This window comes from Kitasatospora sp. NPDC059327, from assembly GCF_042752535.1.
Taxonomy (GTDB): domain Bacteria; phylum Actinomycetota; class Actinomycetes; order Streptomycetales; family Streptomycetaceae; genus Kitasatospora.
Genome location: NZ_JBHYYB010000006.1, coordinates 74,246 through 96,855 on the forward strand (window position 1 = coordinate 74,246; position 22,610 = coordinate 96,855).

Below are 22,610 nucleotides of genomic sequence, written 5' to 3' on the forward strand. Positions count from 1 at the left end.
AGCAGCGAAGCGCCCTGCCCAGGGGAGGAACACACATGGGTCGAGCGACCCGAAGAGTTGCCGCCTGCGCGGCGGCAGTCCTGCTGGCCGGTGGCCTGCAGTCGTCCCTCGCACACGGTGCCACCACGGCGCCCAGGATCGACCTCACGGTCCTGGTGATCAGCGACGGTGGTCCCGCCTCGGCGGCCATCGCCGCCGAGCTGAAGAGCCAGGGCACCCCGTACAAGCTCGTCGACCTCAATGACACCGGACGTCCGGTGATCAACGCGGCCTTCCTCAGTGACAGCCTCAACGGGCAGCCGCGCGGCAAGTTCCAGGGCATCGTGCTGCCCAACGACAACCCGTTCGAGGCCGGCTCGGCCGAGATGGCGGCGATCGCCGCCTACGAGGCCGCGTTCGGCGTGCGCCAGGTCGACGCGTACACCTACGCCAGGCCGGAGGTCGGCCTGAACTACGCCGCCAACCCCGGCTACATGGGCAGCCTGGACGGTTTCGAGGGGCAGGTCTCCGCGGCCGGCCTCGCGGGCCCGTTCGGCTACCTCAAGGGCAGTGTCCCGTTCGAGGACAACGACCCCGCGATCGGCGAGAGCTACGGCTTCCTCGCCACCCCGCTGACCACCCTGCCGGCCGGTGCCAGCTTCACCCCGCTGGTCGAGACGACCATCCCGGGCACCACCACCAAGGGCTCGCTGGTCGGCGAGTACACCCACGACGGCCGCAAGGAACTGGTCGTCACCTTCGTCTACAACCAGTACCAGCAGCAGTACCGGCTGCTGGCGCGCGGCATAGTCGACTGGATAACCCAGGGCGTCCACCTCGGCTACGACCGCAACTACTTCGCGGCCCACGTGGACGACGTCTTCCTGGCGGACGACCGCTGGGACACCGTGCTGAAGTGCACCCCCGGTGACGTGACCTGCCCGCCCGGCACCCCCGAGACGGCCAACCCGATCCGGATGACGGTCGCCGACGCGCAGTACGCCAAGCAGTGGCAGACCGCCAACAACTTCACCATGGACATGGTGTTCAACGGCGGCGGCAGCGAGGACTGGAAGGCCGACCACTCCGTCACCACCGACCCGGTGGTGGACCAGATGGTCGCCGACCAGAACAGCTACCGGTGGATCAACCACACCTACACGCACCCGTACCTGGGCTGCCTGCAGGACGTCTCGGTGGTGCCGTGGAAGTGCACGAAGGACACCGCCGGGAACACCGTCTGGGTCGACCAGGCCACCATCACGTCCCAGGTCAAGAACAACATCGACTGGGCCGCGGCGCGCAACCTGCACATCGACAAGACCGAGCTGGTCACCGGTGAGCACTCCGGTCTGCTGACCGCCCCGCAGGAGACCAGCGACAACCCGTACCTGGCGCCCTCGCTGGTCGCCAACGGGGTCAAGTGGACGGCCAGCGACGCCTCCCGCGAGTCCGCCCAGCGGGCCGTCGGCTCGTCCGTGCTGACCGTGCCGCGGTACCCGATGAACGTCTTCTACAACGCCGCCACGGCGAAGGAGGAGACGGACGAGTACAACTGGATCTACACCAGCGTGGCCAACGGTGGCAGCGGGGTCTGCGAGAACAACGCCAACTCCACCTGCCTGCCGACGCCGCTGGACGTCAACACCGGCTACCAGTCGTACATCGTGCCGCTGGAGGCCCGGATCGACCTCGGCCACGTGCTGAGCAACGACCCGCGACCGCACTTCATCCACCAGTCGAACCTGTCCGAGGACCGGATCGTCTACCCGGTGCTGGAGAAGGTCCTCTCCACCTACCGCGCGCTGCACGCCGACAACGCGCCGATCGTGAACCTGGCGCAGAAGGACATCGGCGCCGAGTTCCAGCGGCGCGCGGCCTGGAACACGGCCCTCGCGGCCGGCCAGGTCAGCGCCTACCGGGTCGGCGACACCGTCACGGTGAACGCGCCGGCCGGCGTCCAGGTCCAGGCGACCATGCCGACCGGCACCACCCAGAAGCTCGCCATCGGGTCGGCCGCGTTCGGCACCGCCTACGCCGGTACGCTGTCCGGCTGGGTGAAGCCCGGAGCGCTGCAGAGCAACGTCCAGCTGAAGCTGGCCGCCGCGGTCACCCCGGCGGCTCCGGCCGCCGCGCCGAACACCGCCAAGACGCTCACCGCCCCGGCGCCGGCCGACAAGAAGGTCGTGCCCCAGGGCACCGCCGACGCCGTCCCGGCCGGCCCGAGCGACACCGCCCGGACCGACGCCCCGACGCTGGTCCCCGGCAGCGGGGTCCCGGTTCCGGGCAAGGGCGTCACGGCCGGCAAGAGCAGCACCAAGGGCACCGCCAAGAACGGCGCCCAGAACGGCAAGGCCTCCGGGGGGAAGGCCGACCCGACCAAGAAGACCGCCGGCCAGTCCGGCACCCGCTAACAGGTGACACCGGTGGTGGGACGGGCGACGGCCCGCCCCGCCACCGGCCACCGGGCCCGGCCGTCCAGGCCGGGCGCTTGACGCAAGGACAGGAGGGGGGACAGGAATGCGCGTCACCCTGCTCACCGAGGGGACGTACCCGCACCAGCACGGCGGCGTGAGCGTCTGGTGCGACCAGCTCGTCCAGGGCATGCCGGACGTCGACTTCGACGTCATCGCCGTCACCGGAACCGGCCACGAACCGTTGGCCTGGGAGCTTCCCGCCAACGTGCGGTCCGTCACGACCGCGCCGCTCTGGGGCCCCGCCGGCGACGGCAGACCGCCCCGCGGCCGCGAAATGCGCCGCTTCCTCAACGCCTACGAGCGCTTCCTGCACTCCATCCTGGACCCGGTCTACACCACACACTTCGGCACCGAGCTGTACGGCTTCGCCGACCTCGCCCGCCACGGGCTGCTCAGCCCGGCGCTGCGCAGCGAACGCGCCCTGCGCACCCTCCAGCACGTCTGGACCCGTGACTACCTCTCCACCGCCGTCTCCCGGCCCACGCTGCACGACGCGCTCAACGCCACCGACCTGCTGGAGCACGCGCTGCGCCCGCTGTCGGTCGAGCCGCCGCAGGACGGCGTCGCGCACGCCGCGAGCGGCGGCCTGGCCACCCTGCCCGGGCTGATCGCCTCGCAGCAGTTCGGCGTACCGTTTCTCCTCACCGAGCACGGCATCTACCTGCGCGAGCGCTACCTCGGCTACCGCACCGGCCCCTACCGCTGGCCGGTCAAGGCGCTGCTGCTGGGCTTCTACCGGATGCTCGCCGAGGAGAGCTACCGGCGGGCCGCGCTGGTCACCCCCGGCAACCGGTACAACCGGCGCTGGGAGGAGCGCGGCGGCACGCCGTCCGCGCACATCCGGACCGTCTACAACGGCGTGGACCCGGCGGCCTTCCCGCCCGCCGGGCCGGAGCCCTCGACGCCCACGCTCAGCTGGGCCGGCCGGGTCGACCCGATCAAGGACCTGGAGACGCTGATCCGCGCCTTCGCGATCGTGCGGGCCGAGATACCCGACGCGCGGCTGCGGCTGTTCGGCGGTACGCCCAAGGGCGGCGAGGGCTACCGCGACCAGTGCATAGCCCTGGCCGCCGAGCTCGGCGTCGCCGACTCGGTGGCCTTCGAAGGCCGCGTCGCGGACATCACCGACGCGTACGCGGCGGGGAACGTGGTGATGCTCTCCAGCATCAGCGAGGGCTTCCCGTTCACCCTGATCGAAGCGATGTCCTGCGGCCGCTCCACCGTCTCGACCGACGTGGGCGGCGTGCGCGAGGCCGTCGGCGACACCGGCCTGGTCGTCCCGCCGCGCGAGCCCGAACCGATGGCGGCCGCCGCCATCGAGCTGCTGCGCGACCCGGAGCGCCGGGCCCGGCTCGGCGAGCAGGCCCGGCTGCGGGTGATCGAGCAGTTCACGCTCCGCCAGAACATCGACGGCTTCCGCGGCATCTACACCGAGCTGCTGGGCACCTCCCGCTGGCTGCCGAACGGCGTGGTCGCCGTGGCCGACGGGGCCCCCGGAACGGACTGGGACGAACCCGTCTCCGTCACCGAACGCAGCGAGGTGGGCGCGTGAACGACCGAACCGTGTGCCGCGGGGCGGCCGCCGAGCGCGGCGCGCGCACCGTGAACGAGGTGGCCGGATGAGCGGCCCGCTGCGCCTGGTACCCGACGAGGCCGGCCCCGACTGGGCCGAGCAGACCGTCCAGCTGCGCACCCTCCCGCGGGGGCGCCGCCGGCCCGTGCTGCCCGCGCAGCGGCCCCAGCCCGAGGAGCAGCTGGAGCTCTCCGCGGACCCGCTGGACGAGCTCGCCGAGCGGCTCGCCGACGTCTGCGCCGACGCGGTCCACCCCTACGAGATCGCGGCGTTCCTGGAGTCCGACGGCCTCTCCGACGAGCAGGCCGGGCTGCTGTACGGCCGCCCCGACGCGTTCACCGTCGCCGAGGAGCTGTTCGAGAAGGTCCAGCGCCGCTACCCGGGCCCGAGCTCCGAGTTCGCCAACCCCTGGCGGGCCGACCCCTGGCGGTGCGTCGTGCGCGGCCTGGTGTTCGCCCTGCCCGGTCTCGGCTACCTGCTCGGCGCGAACCTGTTCGCGGCCACCCGGATGCGCTTCGGCCTCCCCTCCGGGATGCTCGCGCTCTCCGTCGCCACCCTGGTCAGCTGGTCCTGGAACCAGGCGCTGGCGCACCGCTCGTACGCCTGGCTGGGCCGCGGCCGGCGTCGCGCGGCCGGGATCTGCCTGGCCGTGGGCGCGCCGCTGGGCGCGCTGGTCGCGGCGGCGGCCGGGTACGTGATCGGCGGTCCGCTCGGCGCGCTCTGCTTCGCCGCCGGGCAGTCCGGCTATCTGGCGGCGGCCACCGTCCTGCTGGTGCTCGGGCGGGAGAAGTTCCTGCTGGTCGCCCTGGCCCCGTCCGCGATCGGCGCGGGCGTGGTGCTGGCCGTGGACGTGCCGCAACTCGTCCGGACGATCGTGCTGCTGGCCTCGCTCGGGCTCGCGGTCGGACTGGCCGGCCGGGAGATCGTCCGCTGCCTGCGCAGCGAGCAGGACGCCACCGTGCTGAAGCTCCCGCTCGGCCAGGAACTGCCGCACCTGCTGTTCGGCCTGGCCGTCGGCACCCTCACGATGATCGCCGGCCTCGGCACCACCGTGCACCAGGCGGTCCGGACCGGCGCCGCGGAGGGCGCGTCAGCCAGCCCGACGGGGCCGGCCATGATCGCGCTGACGCTCAGCCTCGGACTCGCCGAGTGGCTCCTCTTCCGCTACCGGGCGATGGCCGTCGCCGGGCTGCGGATCAGCCACACCCCCGCCGCGTTCGCCCGCCGCACCGGCGGTGTCCTGCTCGGCTGCCTGTTCATCTACCTCACCACCGTGGCCGCGCTGGACGCCGCCGCCACCGTGCTCTGGCCCGGCGCCCCGGCGCTCGGGGTCCCGGAGCTCGGCGCGCTGCTGCTGCTCGGCGGCTCACTCTGGCTGGCGCTGCTGCTGAACGCCTTCGGGTTCAGCTGGAGCACCGCCCTGATCTGTCTGGCAGCCGCGGGCGCCGAGTGCGCCGGACTGCTGACCGGTGTGGACCCGACCGTCCTGCAGCTGATCGGCTGCGGGGCCGCGGCCGCCGTCCTCACCGCCATCGCCGGGCCCGTGCTCGGCCGCACCACCAAGCACCGCTGAACCACCGAGCACCACGCACCACGCACCACTGAACCACCAGCGCTGGGTCACCACCGTTCCGCACCCAGCCGTCCTCACCCCGTACCAAGAGCAGAAAGCGATTCACCGGATGAGCAACGTCGCCGTCACCGGAGCCGAGGGCTTCATCGGCTCCCACCTCGTCGAGACCCTGGTCGCGGAGGGCCACCAGGTCCGCGCCATGGTGCAGTACAACTCCTTCTCGTCCTTCGGCTGGCTGGAGACCCTCCCCAAGGAGGTGCTGGACTCCGTCGAGATCGTCCTCGGCGACGTCCGGGACCCGGGCTCCGTCATCGGCCTGGTCAAGGGCACCGACGCGGTGTACCACCTGGCCGCGCTGATCGCGATCCCGTACTCCTACCGGGCCCCGCACTCCTACGTCGACACCAACGTCACCGGGACCCTCAACGTGCTGGAGGCCGTGCGCCACTTCGACGTCCCGCGCCTGGTGCACACCTCCACCAGCGAGACGTACGGCACCGCGCAGACCGTGCCGATCACCGAGGACCACCCGATCAACACCCAGTCCCCGTACGCGGCCTCCAAGGCGGGCGGGGACCGGCTGGCCGACAGCTACTACGCCAGCTTCGACACCCCGGTCGTCACCCTGCGCCCGTTCAACACCTTCGGCCCGCGCCAGTCGATGCGCGCCGTCATCCCCACCGTGATCGCCCAGCTGGCCGCCGGCGAGCGCGAGATCACCCTCGGCGACCTGCGCCCGACCCGCGACTTCACCTTCGTGAAGGACACCGCCAACGCGTTCCGCACGGTCGGCACCGCCCCCGCCGAGACCGTGGTCGGCAAGACCTTCAACGCCGGCACCGGCGGCGAGATCTCGGTCGGCGACCTGGTCACCCTGATCGGCAAGCTGATGGGCGTCGACATCACGGTGAAGGAGGACGAGCAGCGCATCCGCCCGGCCAACTCCGAGGTGATGCGCCTGGTCGCCGACGCCACCCGGCTGCGCACGGCCACCGGCTGGGCCCCGCGGTTCTCCCTGGAGCAGGGCCTGGAGCAGACCATCGAGTTCTTCCGCGACCCCGCCAACCTGGCGCGCTACAAGACCGACATCTACAACGTCTGACCTGCCGCACCTCACTGGCAGTACCGACACCCAAAGGCTCCTGTCGCACCATCCTTCCGTGGGGGAAACACCATGCATGCAGTGATCCTGGCCGGTGGCAAGGGCGTTCGCCTTCGTCCGTACACCACCGCGCTCCCCAAGCCCCTCGTCCCGATCGGCGACCAGCACGCGATCCTGGAGATCGTGATGCGCCAGCTCGCCGCCGCGGGCTTCACGACCGTCACCCTGGCCATCGGGCACCTCGGCCACATCATCCGCGCCTACGTCGGCAACGGCTCCCAGTGGGGGCTGCGGGTCGGCTACGCCGTCGAGGACAGCCCGCTCGGCACCATGGGCCCGCTGCTCACCATGCAGGACCGGCTGCCCGAGCACTTCCTGGTGATGAACGGCGACATCCTCACCGACCTGGACTTCGCCGGAGTGCTCAAGCACCACGAGGCCTCCGGGGCGCCGCTCACCATCGCCACCTACGCCCGCCAGGTCAAGATCGACTTCGGTGTGCTGACCACCGAGTCCGGCACGATCACCGGCTTCCAGGAGAAGCCGAGCATCGACTACCGGGTCTCGATGGGCGTCTACGGCGTCTCCCGTTCGGCGCTCGCCGCGTACACCCCCGGCCTGCCGCTCGGCTTCGACGAGCTGGTCCTCGACCTGCTCGCCGCCAAGACCCCGCCGGCCGCCTACGAGTTCGGCGGCTACTGGCTCGACATCGGCCGCCCCGACGACTACGACCGGGCCAACGCCGAGTTCGCGCTCAACCGCTCGCTGCTCCTCCCGGCCGAGCCCGAGGGCCTGTACGCCGTACCGAACGGGCCGGAGCTGCCGATCCCGGCCGCCCGCACCGCGGCGGACGCCGCCGACGGGCAGCCGGCGGCGGCCTCCGCGACGGGCCCCGAGAACGGCGGACGAGCCGCGTGAGAATCCTGCTGCTCGGCGCTGACGGCTTCCTCGGCCGGCACGCCGCCACCGTCCTGCGGTCACTGCCCGGAGCCACCGTGCTGACCGCCGGCCGGCGGCCCGACCACGATCTGCGGCTGGACCTGGCCACCGCCCAGGCCGGCCCGCTCGGCGAGGAACTGGCCGCGCTCGCCCCCGACACGGTGGTGAACTTCGCCGGCGCGGTCTCCGGCAGCGCGGTCACCCTCGCCGAGGTCAACGCGCGCGGCCCGGCCGTGCTCTGCGAGGCCCTGGTCCTCGGCGCGCCGAAGGCCCGGCTGGTGCACATCGGCTCGGCCGGCGAGTACGGCGTCTGCGCCCCCGGCAGCTCCCTCGCCGAGGACGCCGACGCCCGCCCGGTCGGCGTCTACGGCGCGACCAAGCTGGCCGGCTCCCTCGCGGTGGCCGGCTCGCCACTGGACGCCGTGGTGCTCCGGGTGTTCAACCCGGTCGGCCCGGGCGCACCGGCCGGCTCGCTGCCCGGCCGGCTCGCCGCCGAGCTGCGCCGGGCGGCCCCCGAGGGCGCCGACGGCGTGGTGAAGGTCGGGGACCTCTCGGCCCACCGCGACTTCGTCGACGCCCGGGACATCGCCCGCGCGGTCGGCCTGGCCGTCGCCGCCGAGCGTCCGCTGCCCCGGGTGCTCAACCTCGCCTCCGGGCAGGCGCGACCGGTCCGGGCGATCGCGGACGGCCTGGTCGCGGCGGCCGGTTTCGCCGGCCGGATCGACGAGAGCGGCGCCGGCTCCGAGCGCTCGGCCGCCGTCTCCTGGCAGCAGGCCGATGTCTCGGCCGCCGCCCGGGAGCTCGGCTGGCTCCCGGCGACCGCCCTCGCCGACACCCTGCGCGACCTGTGGCTCAGCACCGACCCACTGGTCACCGCATGACCGGCGCAAGCCACGTCGACGGCCGCCTGCTGGTGCCGCTGTACGTCCACCCCGCGGTGGACCCGGCGGCCTGGCAGGCGGTCGCCGCCGCCGACCCGGACCGGATCGCCGCCGTCGTGCTGAACCTGGCCGACGGCCCCGGCGACGCCCCCGACAACGTCTTCGCCGAAGCCGCCGACGAGCTGCGCAAGGCCGGCCTCCCGCTGCTCGGCTACGCCGACACCGACTACGGCCGACGGCCCCACGCTGCCGTGGTGGAGGACATCCTGACGTACCGTCAGCGCCACGGCATCACCGGCGTCTACCTCGACCAGGTCGCCACCCATCCGGGCGCGCTGGCGCACTACCGGCGGCTGGCCACCGCGGCCCGCGCCGCCGGCTGCGCCACCGTGGTGTTCGGCCACGGCGACCACCCCGATCCCGGCTACGCCGAGGTGGGCATCGCCGACCTGCTGGTCACCTTCGAGGGGGACTGGGAGGCGTACCGCACGATGACCCTGCCGCTGTGGACCGGCCGGCACGCCGCCGCCCGCTTCTGCCACCTGGTGTACGACGTGCCGTCCGCGGCGGCCGGGGAGGCCACCGCGCTGATCGCCGCCCGCCGGGCCGGCGTCGGCTGCGCCGTCCCGGGGTCCGGGGAGAACCCCTGGAGCACCCTGCCGCACACCCTGACCGTCACCGAACCGACCTGATCCCACCCGGAGTTCGAGTACCGTGACCCGCCGCACCCGGCCCCTGTGGGCCGCCCTCGCCCTGACCACCGCCCTGGCGCTCGCCGCGTGCAGCAGCTCGGGCTCGGAGGACGAGGACGAACCCTCGGCCGACGCCACCGGCGCCCAGCCGCCCGCGGCCACCGCCGCCCCCGTCCCGGGCACCCCGTCCACACCCGCGACGAGCGAGCCCGGCACACCGAGCGCTCCCGGCACCCCGTCCGCGCCCGTCACACCGACCCCGGGGACACCGAGCGCCCCGGGGACACCGGCGACCCCGGGCACGCCCTCCGTACCCGGTACCCCCGGCACGCCCGGCACCCCCGGCACACCGCCGCAGCCGGCCGGCGCCCGCTGGCAGCCCACCCCCGGCCTCGCCTGGCAGTGGCAACTCGGCGGCGGTGTCGACCAGTCGGTGGACGTCCCGGTGTACGACGTCGACGGCTTCGAGACCGACGCCTCCGTGGTCGCCGCCCTGCACGCCAAGGGCCGGAAGGTGATCTGCTACATCAACGCCGGCTCCTGGGAGGACTTCCGCCCCGACTCCGCCGCCTTCACCAAGGCGCTCCAGGGCTCCGGCAACGGCTGGAAGGGCGAGAAGTGGTTCGACATCCGCAAGATCGACCAGCTGAAGCCCCTGATGGCGGCCCGCTTCGACATGTGCCGCAGCAAGGGCTTCGACGCCGTCGAGCCCGACACCATCGAGGCCTACAACCAGAACAGCGGCTTCCCGCTCACGGCGGAGGACCAGCTGCGGTACAACCGCATGCTGGCCTCGCTCGCCCATGAGCGCGGCATGGCGATCGGCCTGAAGAACGACCTGGACCAGATCCCCGCCCTACTGGCCGACTTCGACTTCGCGGTGAACGAGGAGTGCGCGCAGTTCAACGAGTGCGCCCGGCTCTCGCCCTTCGTCCAGGCGGGCAAGGCGGTCTTCCACGTCGAGTACAAACTCGGCACGGAGAAGTTCTGTGCCCAGAGCAAGTCGCTGGGCCTCAGTTCGATGCAGAAGAAGCTGGAGCTGGACGCCTGGCGGAAGCCCTGCTGAGGCCCCGTCGGGGCCGCAGCGCGTACCGGCCCGCCAGGCACCGCGTCGGAAGGGTTACTTGACCGCCAGCCAGATGACGGCGCCCACCACGACCAGCGCGACGACGGCGATCACCGCGATCAGGCCGGTGCGGCTGCCGCCGTTGCTGCTGCTGCCGTAGGTGGAGACGGAGCCCGGTGCCTGGGGTGCCGGGGTCTCGTCGACGAACGCCCGGAACATCTGGGTGCTGCCGGCGGGGTCGTAGTCGTTGTCAGCCATGGCACGGACTCTAACGAATCCGCCGACCCCGCCGACACCCCGGACCCTCCTCCGGTACTCCCCGGCGCGGGCCGGGGAGTACGACAAGCTTGTGAAGTCTGTCCGGATCACGGAATGCCCGTCCACGCGATCCGGTTGACTCGGGTCATGACCGGAATCCACAGTGACGCCCCCGGCCGGGTCAAGCTCGGCACCTCCGACCTCGCCGTGCACCCGCTCTCCCTCGGCGGCAACGTCTTCGGTTGGACGGCCGACGAGGAGCAGTCCTTCGCCGTCCTCGACGCGTACGCGGCCGCCGGCGGAAACTTCGTCGACACCGCCGACACCTACTCCTCCTGGGTGCCCGGCAACACCGGTGGCGAGTCCGAGAGCATCATCGGCGACTGGCTGCGCAGCCGGGGCAACCGCGACGACATCGTGATCGCCACCAAGGTCGGCCTCCACCCCGAGGCCCGCGGTCTGGGCGCGGCCACCATCAAGTCCTCGGTCGAGGGTTCGCTGCGCCGCCTCGGCGTCGAGCACATCGACCTCTACTACACCCACCAGGACGACGACACCCCGGTGGAGGAGTTCGTCACCGCGCTGGACGAGCTGGTGAAGGCGGGCAAGGTCCGCGCGATCGCCGCCTCCAACATCGGCGCCGAGCGGCTCGCCGAGGCCCTCGCCTTCTCCGAGCGCGAGGGCCTGGCCGCGTACGTCGCGATCCAGCCGCACTACAACCTGGTCTCCCGGGCCACGTTCGAGGGCCCGCTGGCCGACGTGGTCGCCGAGCACGGTCTCGCCACCGTGCCCTACTACGCCCTCGCCTCCGGCTTCCTGACCGGCAAGTACCGCCTCGGCGGCGCGGACGTGACCAGCGCCCGGTCCGAGGGTGCCTCCCGCTACCTGGCCGATCCGCGCGGCCCCAAGGTGCTGGAGGCGCTGGACACCGTCGCCGCCGAGCACGGCGTCGAGCTCGCCACCGTGGCCCTGGCCTGGCTGGGCACCCGCCCGACGGTCGCCGCCCCGATCGCCAGCGCCCGCAGCGTCGAGCAGCTCCCCCCGCTGCTGGCCGCCGCCTCGCTGCGGCTCACCCCGGAGGAGCTCGCCCTGCTCGACGCCGCGTCCTCCTGAGCACGGCGGCGGCCCCCGGCGGAATCGATCCGCCGGGGGCCGCCGTGTCGGAGGCACCGCTACGGGCGCCCGAAATGCGTGGGGTAGAAGCCACGGCTGAGGGTGGAGACCCGCACCGTCTTCCCCGGCCGGGGGGCTTCGACGAAGGTGCCGTCGCCGAGGTAGATCCCCACGTGGTGGATCCCGGAGGCCCGGCCGCTGTCCGACCAGAACAGCAGGTCACCGCGGCGCAGCTGCCCGGCGGTGATCGGGGTGGTGGCCGCGTACTGGTCGTCCGCCACCCGCGGCAGGCTGATCCCGGCGCGCCGGTAGGCCTGCTGGACCAGCCCCGAGCAGTCGTAGCCGGACGGACCGTCGCCGCCCCAGACGTACGGCTTGCCGAGCTGGGCGAGCGCGTAGTCGATCGCCGCCTGCATGCCGCGGGAGGTCGGCGCACCGTCCGCTGCCGGCCGGGTGACCGGCGGGGCGGGTGCCGGGGCCGTTCCCCCGCCGGACTGGCCGGTGCGGCTGAGGTAGACGTCGTAGTGGCTGGTGTACCGCCACTCGCCGCTGCCGTTCTTGAACCAGTACTTCGAACCGTCCCAGCCCTGCCGCATCCCCGCGGAGGAGGACCCGGACGACGACGCGGATGACGCCGGGGGCGTGGCCGAGCCGTTGGAGACGGCCGCCTTGCCGGCGGACCCGCCCGACGCGCCGGTACGGGCGGCGTAGACGTCGTAGTGGCTGGTCCAGCGCCAGGCGCCGCTCGCGCTCTTGAACCAGTACTTCGAACCGTCCCAGCCCGGCTTCCCGGGCGCGGCGTGCGCGGACCCGGCCCCGGCCGTCAGACCGACCACACCGGCTCCCGCCAGCACCGTGGTGGCCAGGCAGGTCGTTCTCACGGCCCGATGTATTCGGGCGCCACCGGACGTCCCGGAGGCCCCGGCCGTCGGGCGGGCCGGGCGCGGCCGGGCCGCGCAGTCGGCGCAGCCGCAGCCCGCGATCGCGGGGATGCTGCCGAGGCTCTCCTCGAAACCGATCAGCGCCGCGTCGGCGTCGAGACCCGCGAACCCCGCGTCGAAGTCGCCTCCGAAGTCGCCTCCGAAGTCGCCTCCGAAGTCGGCTTCGAAGTCGGCCGCGACATCGGTCTCCGTACCGGTGGCTATCCTCATGCCGGTCGTCCTTCCTTCCGCCCGGCCCGGGCGGCCGGGGACGGTACCGAGGCGGCCACTCCGGCCGGGGCGACGAAGGCGACCAGCAACTGCTCCATCAGCGCGCTGCGGGCGGCCTCGTCCAGCTCGTGCGCGGTCGCGCGCTCCAGCCGGCGGACGGCGAGCGCCGCCGCCTCCACCGCGTCGTCGACCAGCACCGTGCGCAGGCCCGCGTCCAGGTCGGCCAGCCGGCGGCGGCGCATCGACTCGGCGACCTCGGGCGCGTAGTCCAGCGCCAGCGGCTGCGCCGAGTAGACCTCCAGTCCGGCCGGGGCGACCTCGGCGGCCAGCGAGCGGGTCAGCTCGTCGGCGAACCACTGGCCGTCGCGCAGCGCGGGGCCGGGCGCCGCGTTGCTGTCGCAGGGCAGCATGGACGCGGTGCGGGTCAGCACCGCCTGCACCTGCTCGCGCAGGTAGTTCTCGTGGTCCTCGATCGCCAGCAGCGCCCGGGCGGTGTCCTTGACCCGCCAGACGATCAGAAGCCGGACGACGATCGGCGTACCGGTCCGGTCGACCACCTTGACCGGCTCGCTGCGCCAGTGCCGCAGCCGCACGTCCACCCGGCGCCGGCGCAGCAGCGGGTTGACCCAGACCAGTCCGGTGCGCCGGACGGTGCCTCGGTAGCGGCCCCACCGGCTGAGCACCCGGGTCTCGCCCCCCGCGTTGGCCAGCAGACCGGCCAGCGAGAGGACGATCAGCAGACCGGCCGCGCTGACGGCGGCGACGGACCTGGCCTCCACCTCGGCCCCGCCACCGGCCCGGGCCGCGGCGCTGCGCAGATCGGGCAGCGCGTCCCAGTACGGGATGACGCCGTCGTTCAGCAGGACCAGCAGGACGGCGGCCACCCCGGCCAGCAGCGCCAGCAGGGCGACCCAGCCGGGCAGCGCGGTGGCGCCGTGCTCGCGCAGCGCCTGGTCGGCGCGCGGGGGGCGGCGGGAGGTGGTCGCGGCGACCGCGCCGGCCGGGGTGGCCTCCGGAAGCTCCACGACCTCCGGGGCCGCCGTCTCCAGCGGGTCGCGCAGATCGACCGGCGTGCCCGCCGGGCCGGGGACGACCGCGAGCGGCGTCGTCGCCGGGCCGTGGTCGACCGGTTTGTCGGTCTTGACCGCCCTCACCAGCGGGCTGGAGCCGGAGGCGGAACGTTCCGGCAGGGCCGGGGGCAACGCCTTGGGCAGATGGTCGGGTCGCTGGGAAGAGTCGCGGGTGACGTCCATGCACGGATCCTCGGGTTCAGTGTGTCGCGCAACGGGCGGCCCGGATCTGACGGGCAGTGCCAGAGTCAGGCTAAGTTCATACGTCATCAAATGCGACATTTGAGATAGAGCGTGTCGACATTTACTGACGAATCATCCGAAGCCGACCTGACGCGCAGGCACATGAGCGGATGGTCGGAGTGATTCAGCGCCTTCGGGCGCCGGGGCCGCGAGCGAACACCCGGCGGGTGATCAGGCCGATCCCGGTGAGCAACAGCAGCAGACCGGCGAGTCCGCCACGCCAGCCCTCGGACCGGGAATGACCGGAGGTCGGCTGGGCGTGCGCCGCCTCGGCCCCGGTCGAGGGCTCGCCGGACGGCCCGGCCGGGGGCGCGGCCAGCGCCCGGGAGGGCTCGGCCTGGACCTGCCCGGTGGGCACCGCCGACGCGGCCCCGGCGGTCGGTGCGGCGGTCGCTGTGGCGGTGGGAGCGGGGGCGGGGGTGGGAGGCATCCCGGTCGGCGTGGCCGGGGTGGACGCGCCGGCCGGGGTGGTGGCGCTCGGGCTCGGGCTCTGACGTGGGCTTGGGCTTGGGCTTGGGCTTGGGCTTGGGCTTGAGCTTGAGCTGACGCTCTGAGGTGCACCGACGCTCGGGCTCGGGCTCGGGCTCGAACTCGGGCTCGCCGAGGGCGCCGCCGACACGACCGCCCCGGCAGCCGGCGGGACGACGATCGGCAGCAGCCCCGGCATGACGGGCTCCAGGACGGGTTCGACGACGGGGACGGCCGGAGGGGGCGGAGTGACCGGAACGGACGGGGTGACGGGAACGGACGGGGTGACCGGAACGGACGGGGTCGGCGGGACCGGCACCGAGGGCGAGACCGTCGGCACGGGAACCGAAGGCGCGGACACCGTCGGCGGACCGGCCGGCGCACTGGTGGCGGGTACGGACGGCGCGGGAATCGCGGCCGGGGTGGCCGGCACACCGGCCGGCGACACCGCCCCGGACGGGGGCGACGGCACACCGGGCGGCGACACCGCGGCGGTCGGCCCGACCGGCGACGGCACCCCGGGCGCCGGCACCGAGCCCGACGGCGACGGCACGGCCGTCGGCACGGGCGAGGCCACCGAGGCGGACGGCACCACCGGCACCGGCACGGCCGGCGCGGAGGGGACCTCGGGCGAGGGCGCGGCAGCCGCCGCGACCCGGACGGTGACCGCGTCCGCCGCCGTCCCGTTGCCCGCCAGGTCGGTCGCCGTGACGACCAACCACTGCTCGCCGTCCGTCAGGTCACGGTTGGCCGTACAGGTCCAGCTGCCGTCGACGGCGGCCGTGGCCCCGCAGGCCACGATCCGCTCCGCCGAGGCCGCGCTGCCCGCCCGGGCGGTGACGGTCACCCGGGCCCCGGGTTCCGCCCGTCCGCCCAGCTTCGGGCGGGCGACCCGGAGCGTCTCGCCCGCCGCTGGCGTGACGAGCACCGGCCGGTCCGGCGCCACGGTGTCGACGACGAGTGCGACGGGCTGCCCCGCCGACCGGTTGCCGGCCGCGTCGACCGCGGTCGGGGTGAGCTGGTGGCGCCCGTCCGGCAGGTTCTCCACCGGCAGGCAGGACCAGCCGCCGTCGGACCGCACCGCCGTGCCGCACAGCTCGCCGGCCGCGCCGCCGCGGACCCCGGCGGGCCGGTCGGCGACCGAGACGGTACTGCCCGGCTCGCCGGTGCCGGTCAGCTGGAGGCCCGGGTCATTGGTGTACTCGGGGATGGTGAGCACCGGCGCGGTGGGCGGCGCGGTCTTCACGGTGACCCGGACCGGATCACCGCGCAGCACCAGGCCGCCGCTGGTGGTCTCGACCGGAGTGAGGGTGTGCGCGCCCGCGGCGAGCGGACCGCCCGGCCGGCAGGACCAGTCGCCGCCCTGCTCGACCCGGGCCTTGCAGAGCACCGCGTCCCCGTCGCGCACCTCGACCGTCGCACCGGCCACCGCGCCCTCACCGCGCACCTGCGGGCGGGCGTCGGCGATCACGGTGCCGTCGACCGGGGTGGCGATCTCCGGCCGGGCGGCACCGACCGCCAGCCGGATCCGCTGGTCCGAGACCTGGCCGGAGTCGGCGAACCCGCCGGCCGGCACGAGCTGGGCCGCGTCCCGGCCGATCCGCAGCCGGGCCCAGGTCTCACCCGACGAGGCGTTGGCGGGGACGGTCCACTCCAGGGTGGCGCTGCCGGCCGTGGCCGGGATCTCGGTCTGCACCCGCTCGGCGGGGTCGAAGCGGCCGTTGCGGTCGAAGTCGATCCAGCCGGCCAAGGTCGCGGGAGCACCGTCCACCGCGACCGGGACGGTGACCCGGTAGTACCGGCCGATCGCGGCCTCGGCCGGGAAGCTGACGGCCGGGTCGCTGCCCTGGTACTCACCGCGTCCGGGCTGGAGCTGGGGCGGCGCCGGGCTGGACCAGACGCTGCGCCTGGCGGCGCCGTGGTCGAGCTGGACGAGCGGTTCGCCCGCCGCGTCCGTGGCCCCGGCGGGTGCGGCGGGCGGCACCCGGGGCGTCGTACCGGTGGTCGGGGCCCGCCGGTCGAGCCGGGCCGCACCGCCGGCGTCCGTACCGAGGAACAGGTCGGAGAGCAGGTGGGAGGCGTTGCCGTAGCCCTGCGGGGCGGTGCCGACCCCCTCGTCCAGGGTGACGGTGTACGCCTGGGTGAGCGGCGCCGGGGCGGTGGTGGAGCCGGCCCGGGCGGTGGAGCGCTGCTCGACCCGGAAGACCGCGGTGCGGAAGGTGCCGGCCAGCTCCAGGCTGCCCTCGGCGGCCGATCCGGCCCCGGCGTCACCGGCCCCGGCCGCTCCGGCGGGGGCGAGGCTGTTTCCGTCCACCGCCCAGCCCGGCCAGTCGGTGCGGTTGACCAGGGTGGGCGCGCCCGGTGACCCCCCGGTCAGACTCAGCCGGGTCGCCGTGCTGGTGGTCCCGCCTTTCCCGGTGGCGATTCCGGCGAGCCCGCTGAGGTGCAGCCGGGGATTGCGGACCGGTCGGGAGAAAGCGAGCCGGAGCGTTCCGACGGTGCGCCAGGAACCGTCCGTCTGCGGACGGCCCTCCGTGATCCGAAAGCTTTGCGCGGGATCTCCGGGCCGCACTCCGTCCGTATAGAGGGCGGCCGCCCGCCCACCGCCGGACCGCTCGGCCAATTCACCCGGTTCCGCCGCGACCTCGAAACCGGGAGCGGCGGCGAGATCGAGCTGGACGGTGAGGCCGGAGGGAAGGACGGCGCGCTGTTCTCCCGACCAGGTGTCGGGAGACTGCTGCGCGACGGAGGAGGGCGGGTTCCAGCCGATCAGCAGCGCGGCAGCCAGGGCGGCGGAGGCACCGGCCGCCGCCAGTCGCGGCCGGCGGGCTCCTCCCGCCCGGGGCGCGTACCGGTCCGGGGCCGGGGCGGACAGAGCGGCGTCGTGGGGGAACTGTCGGCTCATCCGGCTCTCCTTCGGTATCGGCTGCCGGGATGGCCGGGCAGTCTGGGCACAAGATCCGACAAAACGGAATCACGATCCTGGGCCGGTAATACCGCGACACCTGCACTCTTGGCCGCGTCCCACCCGTTCGGCGGTCATCCGACCGGCAGGACAGGATGTACCCGAATGGGATGGATTTCATCCATTAGGCGGCGTATCGAGCGAAATTGCGGCGGCCTTCGACCGGGCCCCTTCGTTGGGCACCTGACCGTTCGTCGGGCCGTCCCGCTCGCACGACCGCCGCGCCCGTGACCCCGGGTCCACCGGAAGGGGCCCCGCGATCGTCGGGCCCCGGCACCCCCACCGACGCCGCGCGTCTCAGCCCGGCGACCGTTCGGACGCGGTCCCGGCGTCCACGCGGCGTTCGCCCCTTCCCGGCAGGCACCCGGTGAGCGACCGGGCCCTCCCGGGGCACACCTCGGCGCTCCCGGTCACCCGTACGGCGGCCACCGACCACGGCCGGCCGGCCACGGGCCCTCAGCGGGCCGCCGGACCTCGCCGGCCGGCAGCCGGACCGGCGGCCGATCCCCGGAGCACCGCCGGCTGGCACGCGCCCGGAGAACGGAGAAGCCCCCGGCCGGCGGCCGGGGGCTTCTCTTTGGTGCGCTCAGCAGGATTCGAACCTGCAACCTCTTGATCCGTAGTCAAGTGCTCTATCCGTTGAGCTATGAGCGCAAGTGCCGGGCGGACCCGGTCTTGCGAAGGTTTGGTGCGCTCAGCAGGATTCGAACCTGCAACCTCTTGATCCGTAGTCAAGTGCTCTATCCGTTGAGCTATGAGCGCTCGCCCTGCTGAACGTGTCGGCGGGGCGTTGCGGGGACAACATTACATGACCTGCGACGCGGGGCGAAATCGATTGATCCGGGCCCCCCGGAGCCCTGGTTCCCGACCGGTCCCGCCCCGACCCCGGACATGCGAGAAGCCCCGCCGACGTGATCGTCGACGGGGCTCCCGACTGGCGGAGGCTGAGGGATTTGAACCCTCGATGGGCTTTAAGACCCAAACCGCATTAGCAGTGCGGCGCCATAGACCGGACTAGGCGAAGCCTCCCCACACCTGGACCGCGCCCGCGTGGCGGACTCGCTCCGTGTGCCAGTGATGATGCCACAACCCGAGGGCTCGGCACCAACCACCGCCAACGTTACTAGGCGGGTCGTCCCCGCCGCAAAGAAGAATGAGATACTGCCTTCTCCGGAGGAGCTGCCCTGAGCCGAGGAGACCTGTCGACGTGAGCAGCAGGCCGATCCGAGGCGCTGCTCGCCTCGCCGCCATACTCGACGCCCTGCCCGACGCGTTGTTGCTGGTGAACAGCAACGGCACCGTCGTCGATGCCAACAGCGCAGCCGTCCAGGCGCTCCAGACGCCCGGCACCTCGCTGGTCGGCATGGGCGTCCTGGACCTGCTGCCGGAGTTCGACCCGAGCCGGATCCCCGGCTCGATGCGGCCGAAGCCGCGCGAGGACGACGCGCTCGACCGCCCGGTGCGGATGACCGCCCGCCGTACCGACGGCACCGCCTTCCCGGTCGAGGTCTCCGGCAACGACTTCGCCGACGACGGCACCGGCTCCGGCGAGGGGCGCGGTTACGCGCTCTCCCCGCTCGTCCCCTACGACCCGTACCGCGAGGGTTCGCGGCCCTCCGGCAGCGACCTGCTCCTGCTGCTGGTCCGCGACCTCTCCAGCCGGCTCGGCGTCGAGGCGGAGCTGCGCCGTCAGCACAAGCAGACCGAGATGATCCTGCGGGCCGCCGCCGAGGGCGTCCTCGGCGTGGATCTCGAAGGCCGCTGCGTGCTGGTCAACCCGGCCGCCGCGCACATCCTGGAGTACCGCGCGAGCGAGCTGGGCGGGCGCGAGCTGCACCCGCTGATCCAGCACTCCCGGGCCGACGGCACCCCGCTGGCGCTGGAGGAGTCCGCGCTGCTGGACACCCTGACCTCCGGGCGCAAGCACCGGGTGCGCGGCACGGTGCTCTGGCGCAAGGACGGCCGACCGGTCACCGTCGACCTCACCACCGCCCCGGTGCGCGACGGCGACCAGTTGGTCGGCGCGGTGATGACCTTCACCGACCGCAGCCGCGAGCTGGCCCTGGTCGCCCGCAACGAACACCTCACCGCCGTCCTGGAGAGCGAGCTGGGCGGCGCCCTGACCGCGCTGCACCGGCGGATCGACGCGCTCGCCGCCGACCCGGCCGGCCAGCTCTGGCCGGAGGCCAACTGGACGCTGCGGCGACTGGCCGACGAGTGCCGGCGGTTCGGCAAGCTGATCGACGGCGTGCTCGCGCACCAGCGCTCCGAGGCCGGCGGTGACGGCGCGTCCGGCGGCTCCCCCGGGGACGACAAGGACGGGACGAAGCCCGCCGACCGGGTGCCGGTCAGCCTGGACAAGGTGATCCGGCAGGCGGTCGAGCACGCGGGCGAGCTGGTCGGCGCCGGGCGGGTGCGGTTCTCCGTGCACGCCGCCGCCGTCGAGGTGATCGCCGACGAGAAGCGGCTCGCGCAGGCGCTGGCCCACCTGGTCGCCGACGTCAGCGGGGTCGCGCTCTCGCTGGACGCCCCGCCCGCCGTCGCCTCCCCCGCCCCGGCCGCCCCCGGTGCTCCCGAGCTGCCCCCGGCCGGCGGCGGTGCGCCGATGGTGGTCCTCGCGGCCGCCCAGCGCGGCGACGTCGCCCGGGTGGAGATCCGCGGCCCCGGGCGCGGTGGCAGCCCCGTCCACCTGCCGATAGCCCGCACCGTGGTGGAGCGCCACGGCGGCGTGCTCCAGCCGCACGAACTGCCCGGCAAGGCCGGCACCACCTACGTCGTCGAGCTGCCGCTGGACCCGGTCGCGGCGAAGGCCGCCGCCGAGCGCGCGTCGGCCGAGGGCCGGTCGGACCGGCCCAAGGAGACCGACAGCGCCGTGCTGCCCGACCTGCCGGGCATCCCGCAGCTGCCCGCGGCCCGACGCGCCGAGGACGACGCCGAGCCGGCGGCGGCCGAGGACCCGACCGCCGGTGAGGCGGCCGCCCGGACAGCCGGACCGGAGCAGACGAACGACGAGCCGGCGCAGCCGCCGGTGGCCGAGCGGCGCGGGCGCCGGGGCCGACCGGCGGCCGAACCCGCCGCCGAGGCCGACCCGGCCGCCGCCGACCGGTGGCCGAACGCCCCGGCACGGGTCGAGCGGGCCGTCCCCGAGCAGTGGAACGGCACCGGCAACGACCCCGCCTACGGGCGCCAGGGCGTGGGCGGCCCGACCGCCCAGGCGAGCGACCCGTGGGGCAAGGACGACGGCCGCTCCGGGACCGCGTACGCGGTGCCGGTCGACGGCCGCCCGGACGGGCCCGCCACCGCGGCCGCTCCGACGGCACCGCGCGGCCCGTTCGCCCTCGGACCCGCCACCGCCGACTCCGCTCCGACCGGCGCCCCGGCGGACGGCGCGCCGACCGACGGCACTCCGACCGGCGGCACCCCGGTGACCGGGGTGCCCGGCGGCGAGCCCGCGGCCGAGAGCGCTCCGAGCGGCGCCGAGGCCTTCGGCCCGGCCGGCCGGGAGGCCGACGGCGGGGGCGAACCGAAGCCGTCCCGACGGCGCCGCGCGCTGCCGGCCGCCGAGGACTCGTCCGGCGGGTTCGCACTCCCCGGGATGCCCGACCCCGCCCCGCTCTACCCCGGCCTGGAGCACGCGCTGCCCGCCGGCCCCGCGCCCGCGCTGCCCGAGGCGCCCGCCGCCGCGCCCACCGGCCGCCGTCGGCGACTGGCCGTGCCGCCCGGTCCCGACACCGAGACCCGGGCGCCCGGAACGACCGCCGAGGGCGCCCCCGGCGCACTGGAACTCGCCCGGCCCGCGCTGCCGGCCGCCGGGACGGACGGACCGGCCCCCACCGGCCCGGACGGCCCACGACCGGTCGGCACCGGCCTGGCCGAGCTGGCCCCGCCGCGCCCGCTCGGTGCCCCCGGCACTCCGGGCGGCTCCGGTCCGGGCGGTGCGGGTCCCACCGGGTCCGGTCCGAACGGCCCGGGCCCGAACGGCTCAGGTCCGAACGGCTCAGGTCCGGCTGGCTCAGGCCCGAACGGCCAGGGCTTTCCGGTCGGCCACGCCGGTCAGGCCGAGGCCTTCCCGGTCGCCCCGGACCACGTCCCCGCCCCGCCGGTCGGCGCGCCGCAGCTGCCCGCCGTCCCCGAGGCCCGGACGACGCCGCGCCCGATGGCCGAGCTGCCCGCCGCCGGTCACGACGATCCCGCCGAGCACCCCGCGCAGGCCGTCCCGGCCGGGGACGGCAGCCCGCGCCGGCTGCTGGTCTGGCCCGAGCCCGACCCGGCCACCCGGCAGGCGCTGCAGGACCGCGGCTACCGCCCGGTGATCGTCCGCTCCCGCGAGGAGGTGGACGCCCAGATCGCGGGCTTCCCGGCCGCGCTGTTCGTCGACCCGCTGACCGGCCCGATCACCCGCACCGCGCTGCAGTCGCTGCGCACGGCGGCCCTCAACAGCCGGGTTCCGGTGCTGGTCACGGCCGGCCTCGGCCAGGCCACCCGGGACGCCGCGTACGGCGCCGACCCGGCCGTGCTGCTGCGCGCCCTCGCCCCGCGCGACGGTGAGAACCACGCCCCCCGGGTCCTGCTGGTCGAGGGCGACCCGGACATCGCCGCCGCCCTGATCAGCAGCCTGGAGCGGCGCGGCATGCACGTCGAGCACGCGGCGGACGAGAACGACGCCGTCGCCCGTGCCAGCAGCGTGCAGCCGAACCTGGTGGTGATGGACCTCTTCCAGATCCGCCGCCGGCGGGTCGGCCTGCTGGACTGGCTGCGCGCCAACGACCGGCTGCACCGCACCCCGCTGGTCGTCTACACCTCGGTCGACCTCGACCCGCGCGAACTGCCCCGGCTGCGCACCGGCGAGACCGTACTGTTCCTCGCCGAGCGCTCCACCACCGCGGACGTCCAGTCCCGGATCGTCGACCTGCTCGGGCGGATCGGCGCGATGGGCGAGGCGGGCGTCGCGGCCGCCGGCTGAGCCGGCCGGGGGGGGGGGGGGCCCCCGGGGGGGGGGGCCCCCCCCCCCGCCCGCCCCCCCCCCCCCCCCCGCCGCGCCCCCCCCCCCCCCCCACAGC

General features: G+C 74.5%; 13 protein-coding genes, 3 tRNA genes and 1 pseudogene. 10 read left to right on the forward strand and 7 right to left on the reverse strand.

Translation table 11 applies throughout. The features are described from left to right. The first annotated feature begins 35 nt into the window (after positions 1-35). The 8 genes and pseudogenes from ACFXHB_RS06020 to ACFXHB_RS06055 all read left to right on the forward strand — a co-directional run bounded on the left by ACFXHB_RS06020 (position 36) and on the right by ACFXHB_RS06055 (position 10,282). Positions 36-2,393, forward strand: a complete 2,358-nt coding sequence (locus ACFXHB_RS06020; RefSeq protein ID WP_380572463.1) for a hypothetical protein — start codon at positions 36-38, stop codon at positions 2,391-2,393. Positions 2,394-2,499: 106 nt separating this feature from the next. After that, positions 2,500-4,008, forward strand: coding sequence for a GT4 family glycosyltransferase PelF (gene pelF / locus ACFXHB_RS06025; protein WP_380572465.1), 1,509 nt, complete (start codon positions 2,500-2,502; stop codon positions 4,006-4,008). Between the two features lie 67 nt (positions 4,009-4,075). After that, entirely contained in the window at positions 4,076-5,602 is a 1,527-nt protein-coding gene (locus tag ACFXHB_RS06030; protein ID WP_380572466.1) for a hypothetical protein, read from the forward strand. A 109-nt stretch (positions 5,603-5,711) separates the two neighbouring features. Further along, complete coding sequence (locus ACFXHB_RS06035) at positions 5,712-6,704, forward strand: SDR family NAD(P)-dependent oxidoreductase (protein WP_380572468.1); 993 nt, start codon at positions 5,712-5,714, stop codon at positions 6,702-6,704. Between the two features lie 72 nt (positions 6,705-6,776). Further along, a pseudogene (locus ACFXHB_RS06040) lies at positions 6,777-7,478 on the forward strand (NDP-sugar synthase); the annotation flags it as partial. A gap of 140 nt (positions 7,479-7,618) precedes the next feature. After that, the gene (locus ACFXHB_RS06045; RefSeq protein WP_380572470.1) at positions 7,619-8,524 is read left to right on the forward strand and encodes an NAD-dependent epimerase/dehydratase family protein; all 906 of its coding nucleotides are present in this window, start codon (positions 7,619-7,621) and stop codon (positions 8,522-8,524) included. Continuing rightward, entirely contained in the window at positions 8,521-9,216 is a 696-nt protein-coding gene (locus ACFXHB_RS06050) for a spherulation-specific family 4 protein (protein WP_380572472.1), read from the forward strand. The genes ACFXHB_RS06045 and ACFXHB_RS06050 overlap by 4 nt, the downstream gene beginning before the upstream one ends. Positions 9,217-9,238: 22 nt before the next feature. Continuing rightward, the gene (locus ACFXHB_RS06055; RefSeq protein WP_380572474.1) at positions 9,239-10,282 is read left to right on the forward strand and encodes an endo alpha-1,4 polygalactosaminidase; all 1,044 of its coding nucleotides are present in this window, start codon (positions 9,239-9,241) and stop codon (positions 10,280-10,282) included. Between the two features lie 54 nt (positions 10,283-10,336). Here the strand turns inward: ACFXHB_RS06055 and ACFXHB_RS06060 are convergent, their stop codons facing one another. After that, positions 10,337-10,540, reverse strand: a complete 204-nt coding sequence (locus tag ACFXHB_RS06060; RefSeq protein ID WP_380572475.1) for a hypothetical protein — start codon at positions 10,538-10,540, stop codon at positions 10,337-10,339. 147 nt (positions 10,541-10,687) lie between these two features. On the opposite strand from ACFXHB_RS06060, the gene ACFXHB_RS06065 reads away from it, so the two are divergent. Continuing rightward, positions 10,688-11,653: an aldo/keto reductase gene (locus ACFXHB_RS06065; RefSeq protein ID WP_380572477.1), complete on the forward strand. Its 966-nt coding sequence runs from the start codon at positions 10,688-10,690 to the stop codon at positions 11,651-11,653. A 59-nt stretch (positions 11,654-11,712) separates the two neighbouring features. Here the strand turns inward: ACFXHB_RS06065 and ACFXHB_RS06070 are convergent, their stop codons facing one another. The 6 genes from ACFXHB_RS06070 to ACFXHB_RS06095 all read right to left on the reverse strand — a co-directional run bounded on the left by ACFXHB_RS06070 (position 11,713) and on the right by ACFXHB_RS06095 (position 18,579). Continuing rightward, complete coding sequence (locus ACFXHB_RS06070; protein WP_380572479.1) at positions 11,713-12,804, reverse strand: C40 family peptidase; 1,092 nt, start codon at positions 12,802-12,804, stop codon at positions 11,713-11,715. Continuing rightward, positions 12,801-14,057 (reverse strand): SPFH domain-containing protein, encoded by a 1,257-nt coding sequence (locus ACFXHB_RS06075; RefSeq protein WP_380572481.1) that lies wholly within the window; start codon positions 14,055-14,057, stop codon positions 12,801-12,803. The genes ACFXHB_RS06070 and ACFXHB_RS06075 overlap by 4 nt, the downstream gene beginning before the upstream one ends. A gap of 184 nt (positions 14,058-14,241) precedes the next feature. Next, on the reverse strand, positions 14,242-17,490 hold the full coding sequence (locus ACFXHB_RS06080) for an Ig-like domain-containing protein (protein WP_380572483.1): 3,249 nt from the start codon (positions 17,488-17,490) through the stop codon (positions 14,242-14,244). Positions 17,491-18,128: 638 nt separating this feature from the next. After that, positions 18,129-18,204: transfer RNA gene (locus ACFXHB_RS06085), tRNA-Arg, on the reverse strand. Between the two features lie 32 nt (positions 18,205-18,236). After that, positions 18,237-18,312, reverse strand: a tRNA-Arg gene (locus ACFXHB_RS06090). Between the two features lie 173 nt (positions 18,313-18,485). Then, a tRNA-Ser gene (locus tag ACFXHB_RS06095) sits at positions 18,486-18,579 on the reverse strand. Positions 18,580-18,757: 178 nt separating this feature from the next. Between ACFXHB_RS06095 and ACFXHB_RS06100 the strand changes: the two genes are divergently transcribed. Next, positions 18,758-22,513, forward strand: coding sequence for a PAS domain-containing protein (locus ACFXHB_RS06100; protein ID WP_380572485.1), 3,756 nt, complete (start codon positions 18,758-18,760; stop codon positions 22,511-22,513). Positions 22,514-22,610 lie beyond the last annotated feature (97 nt).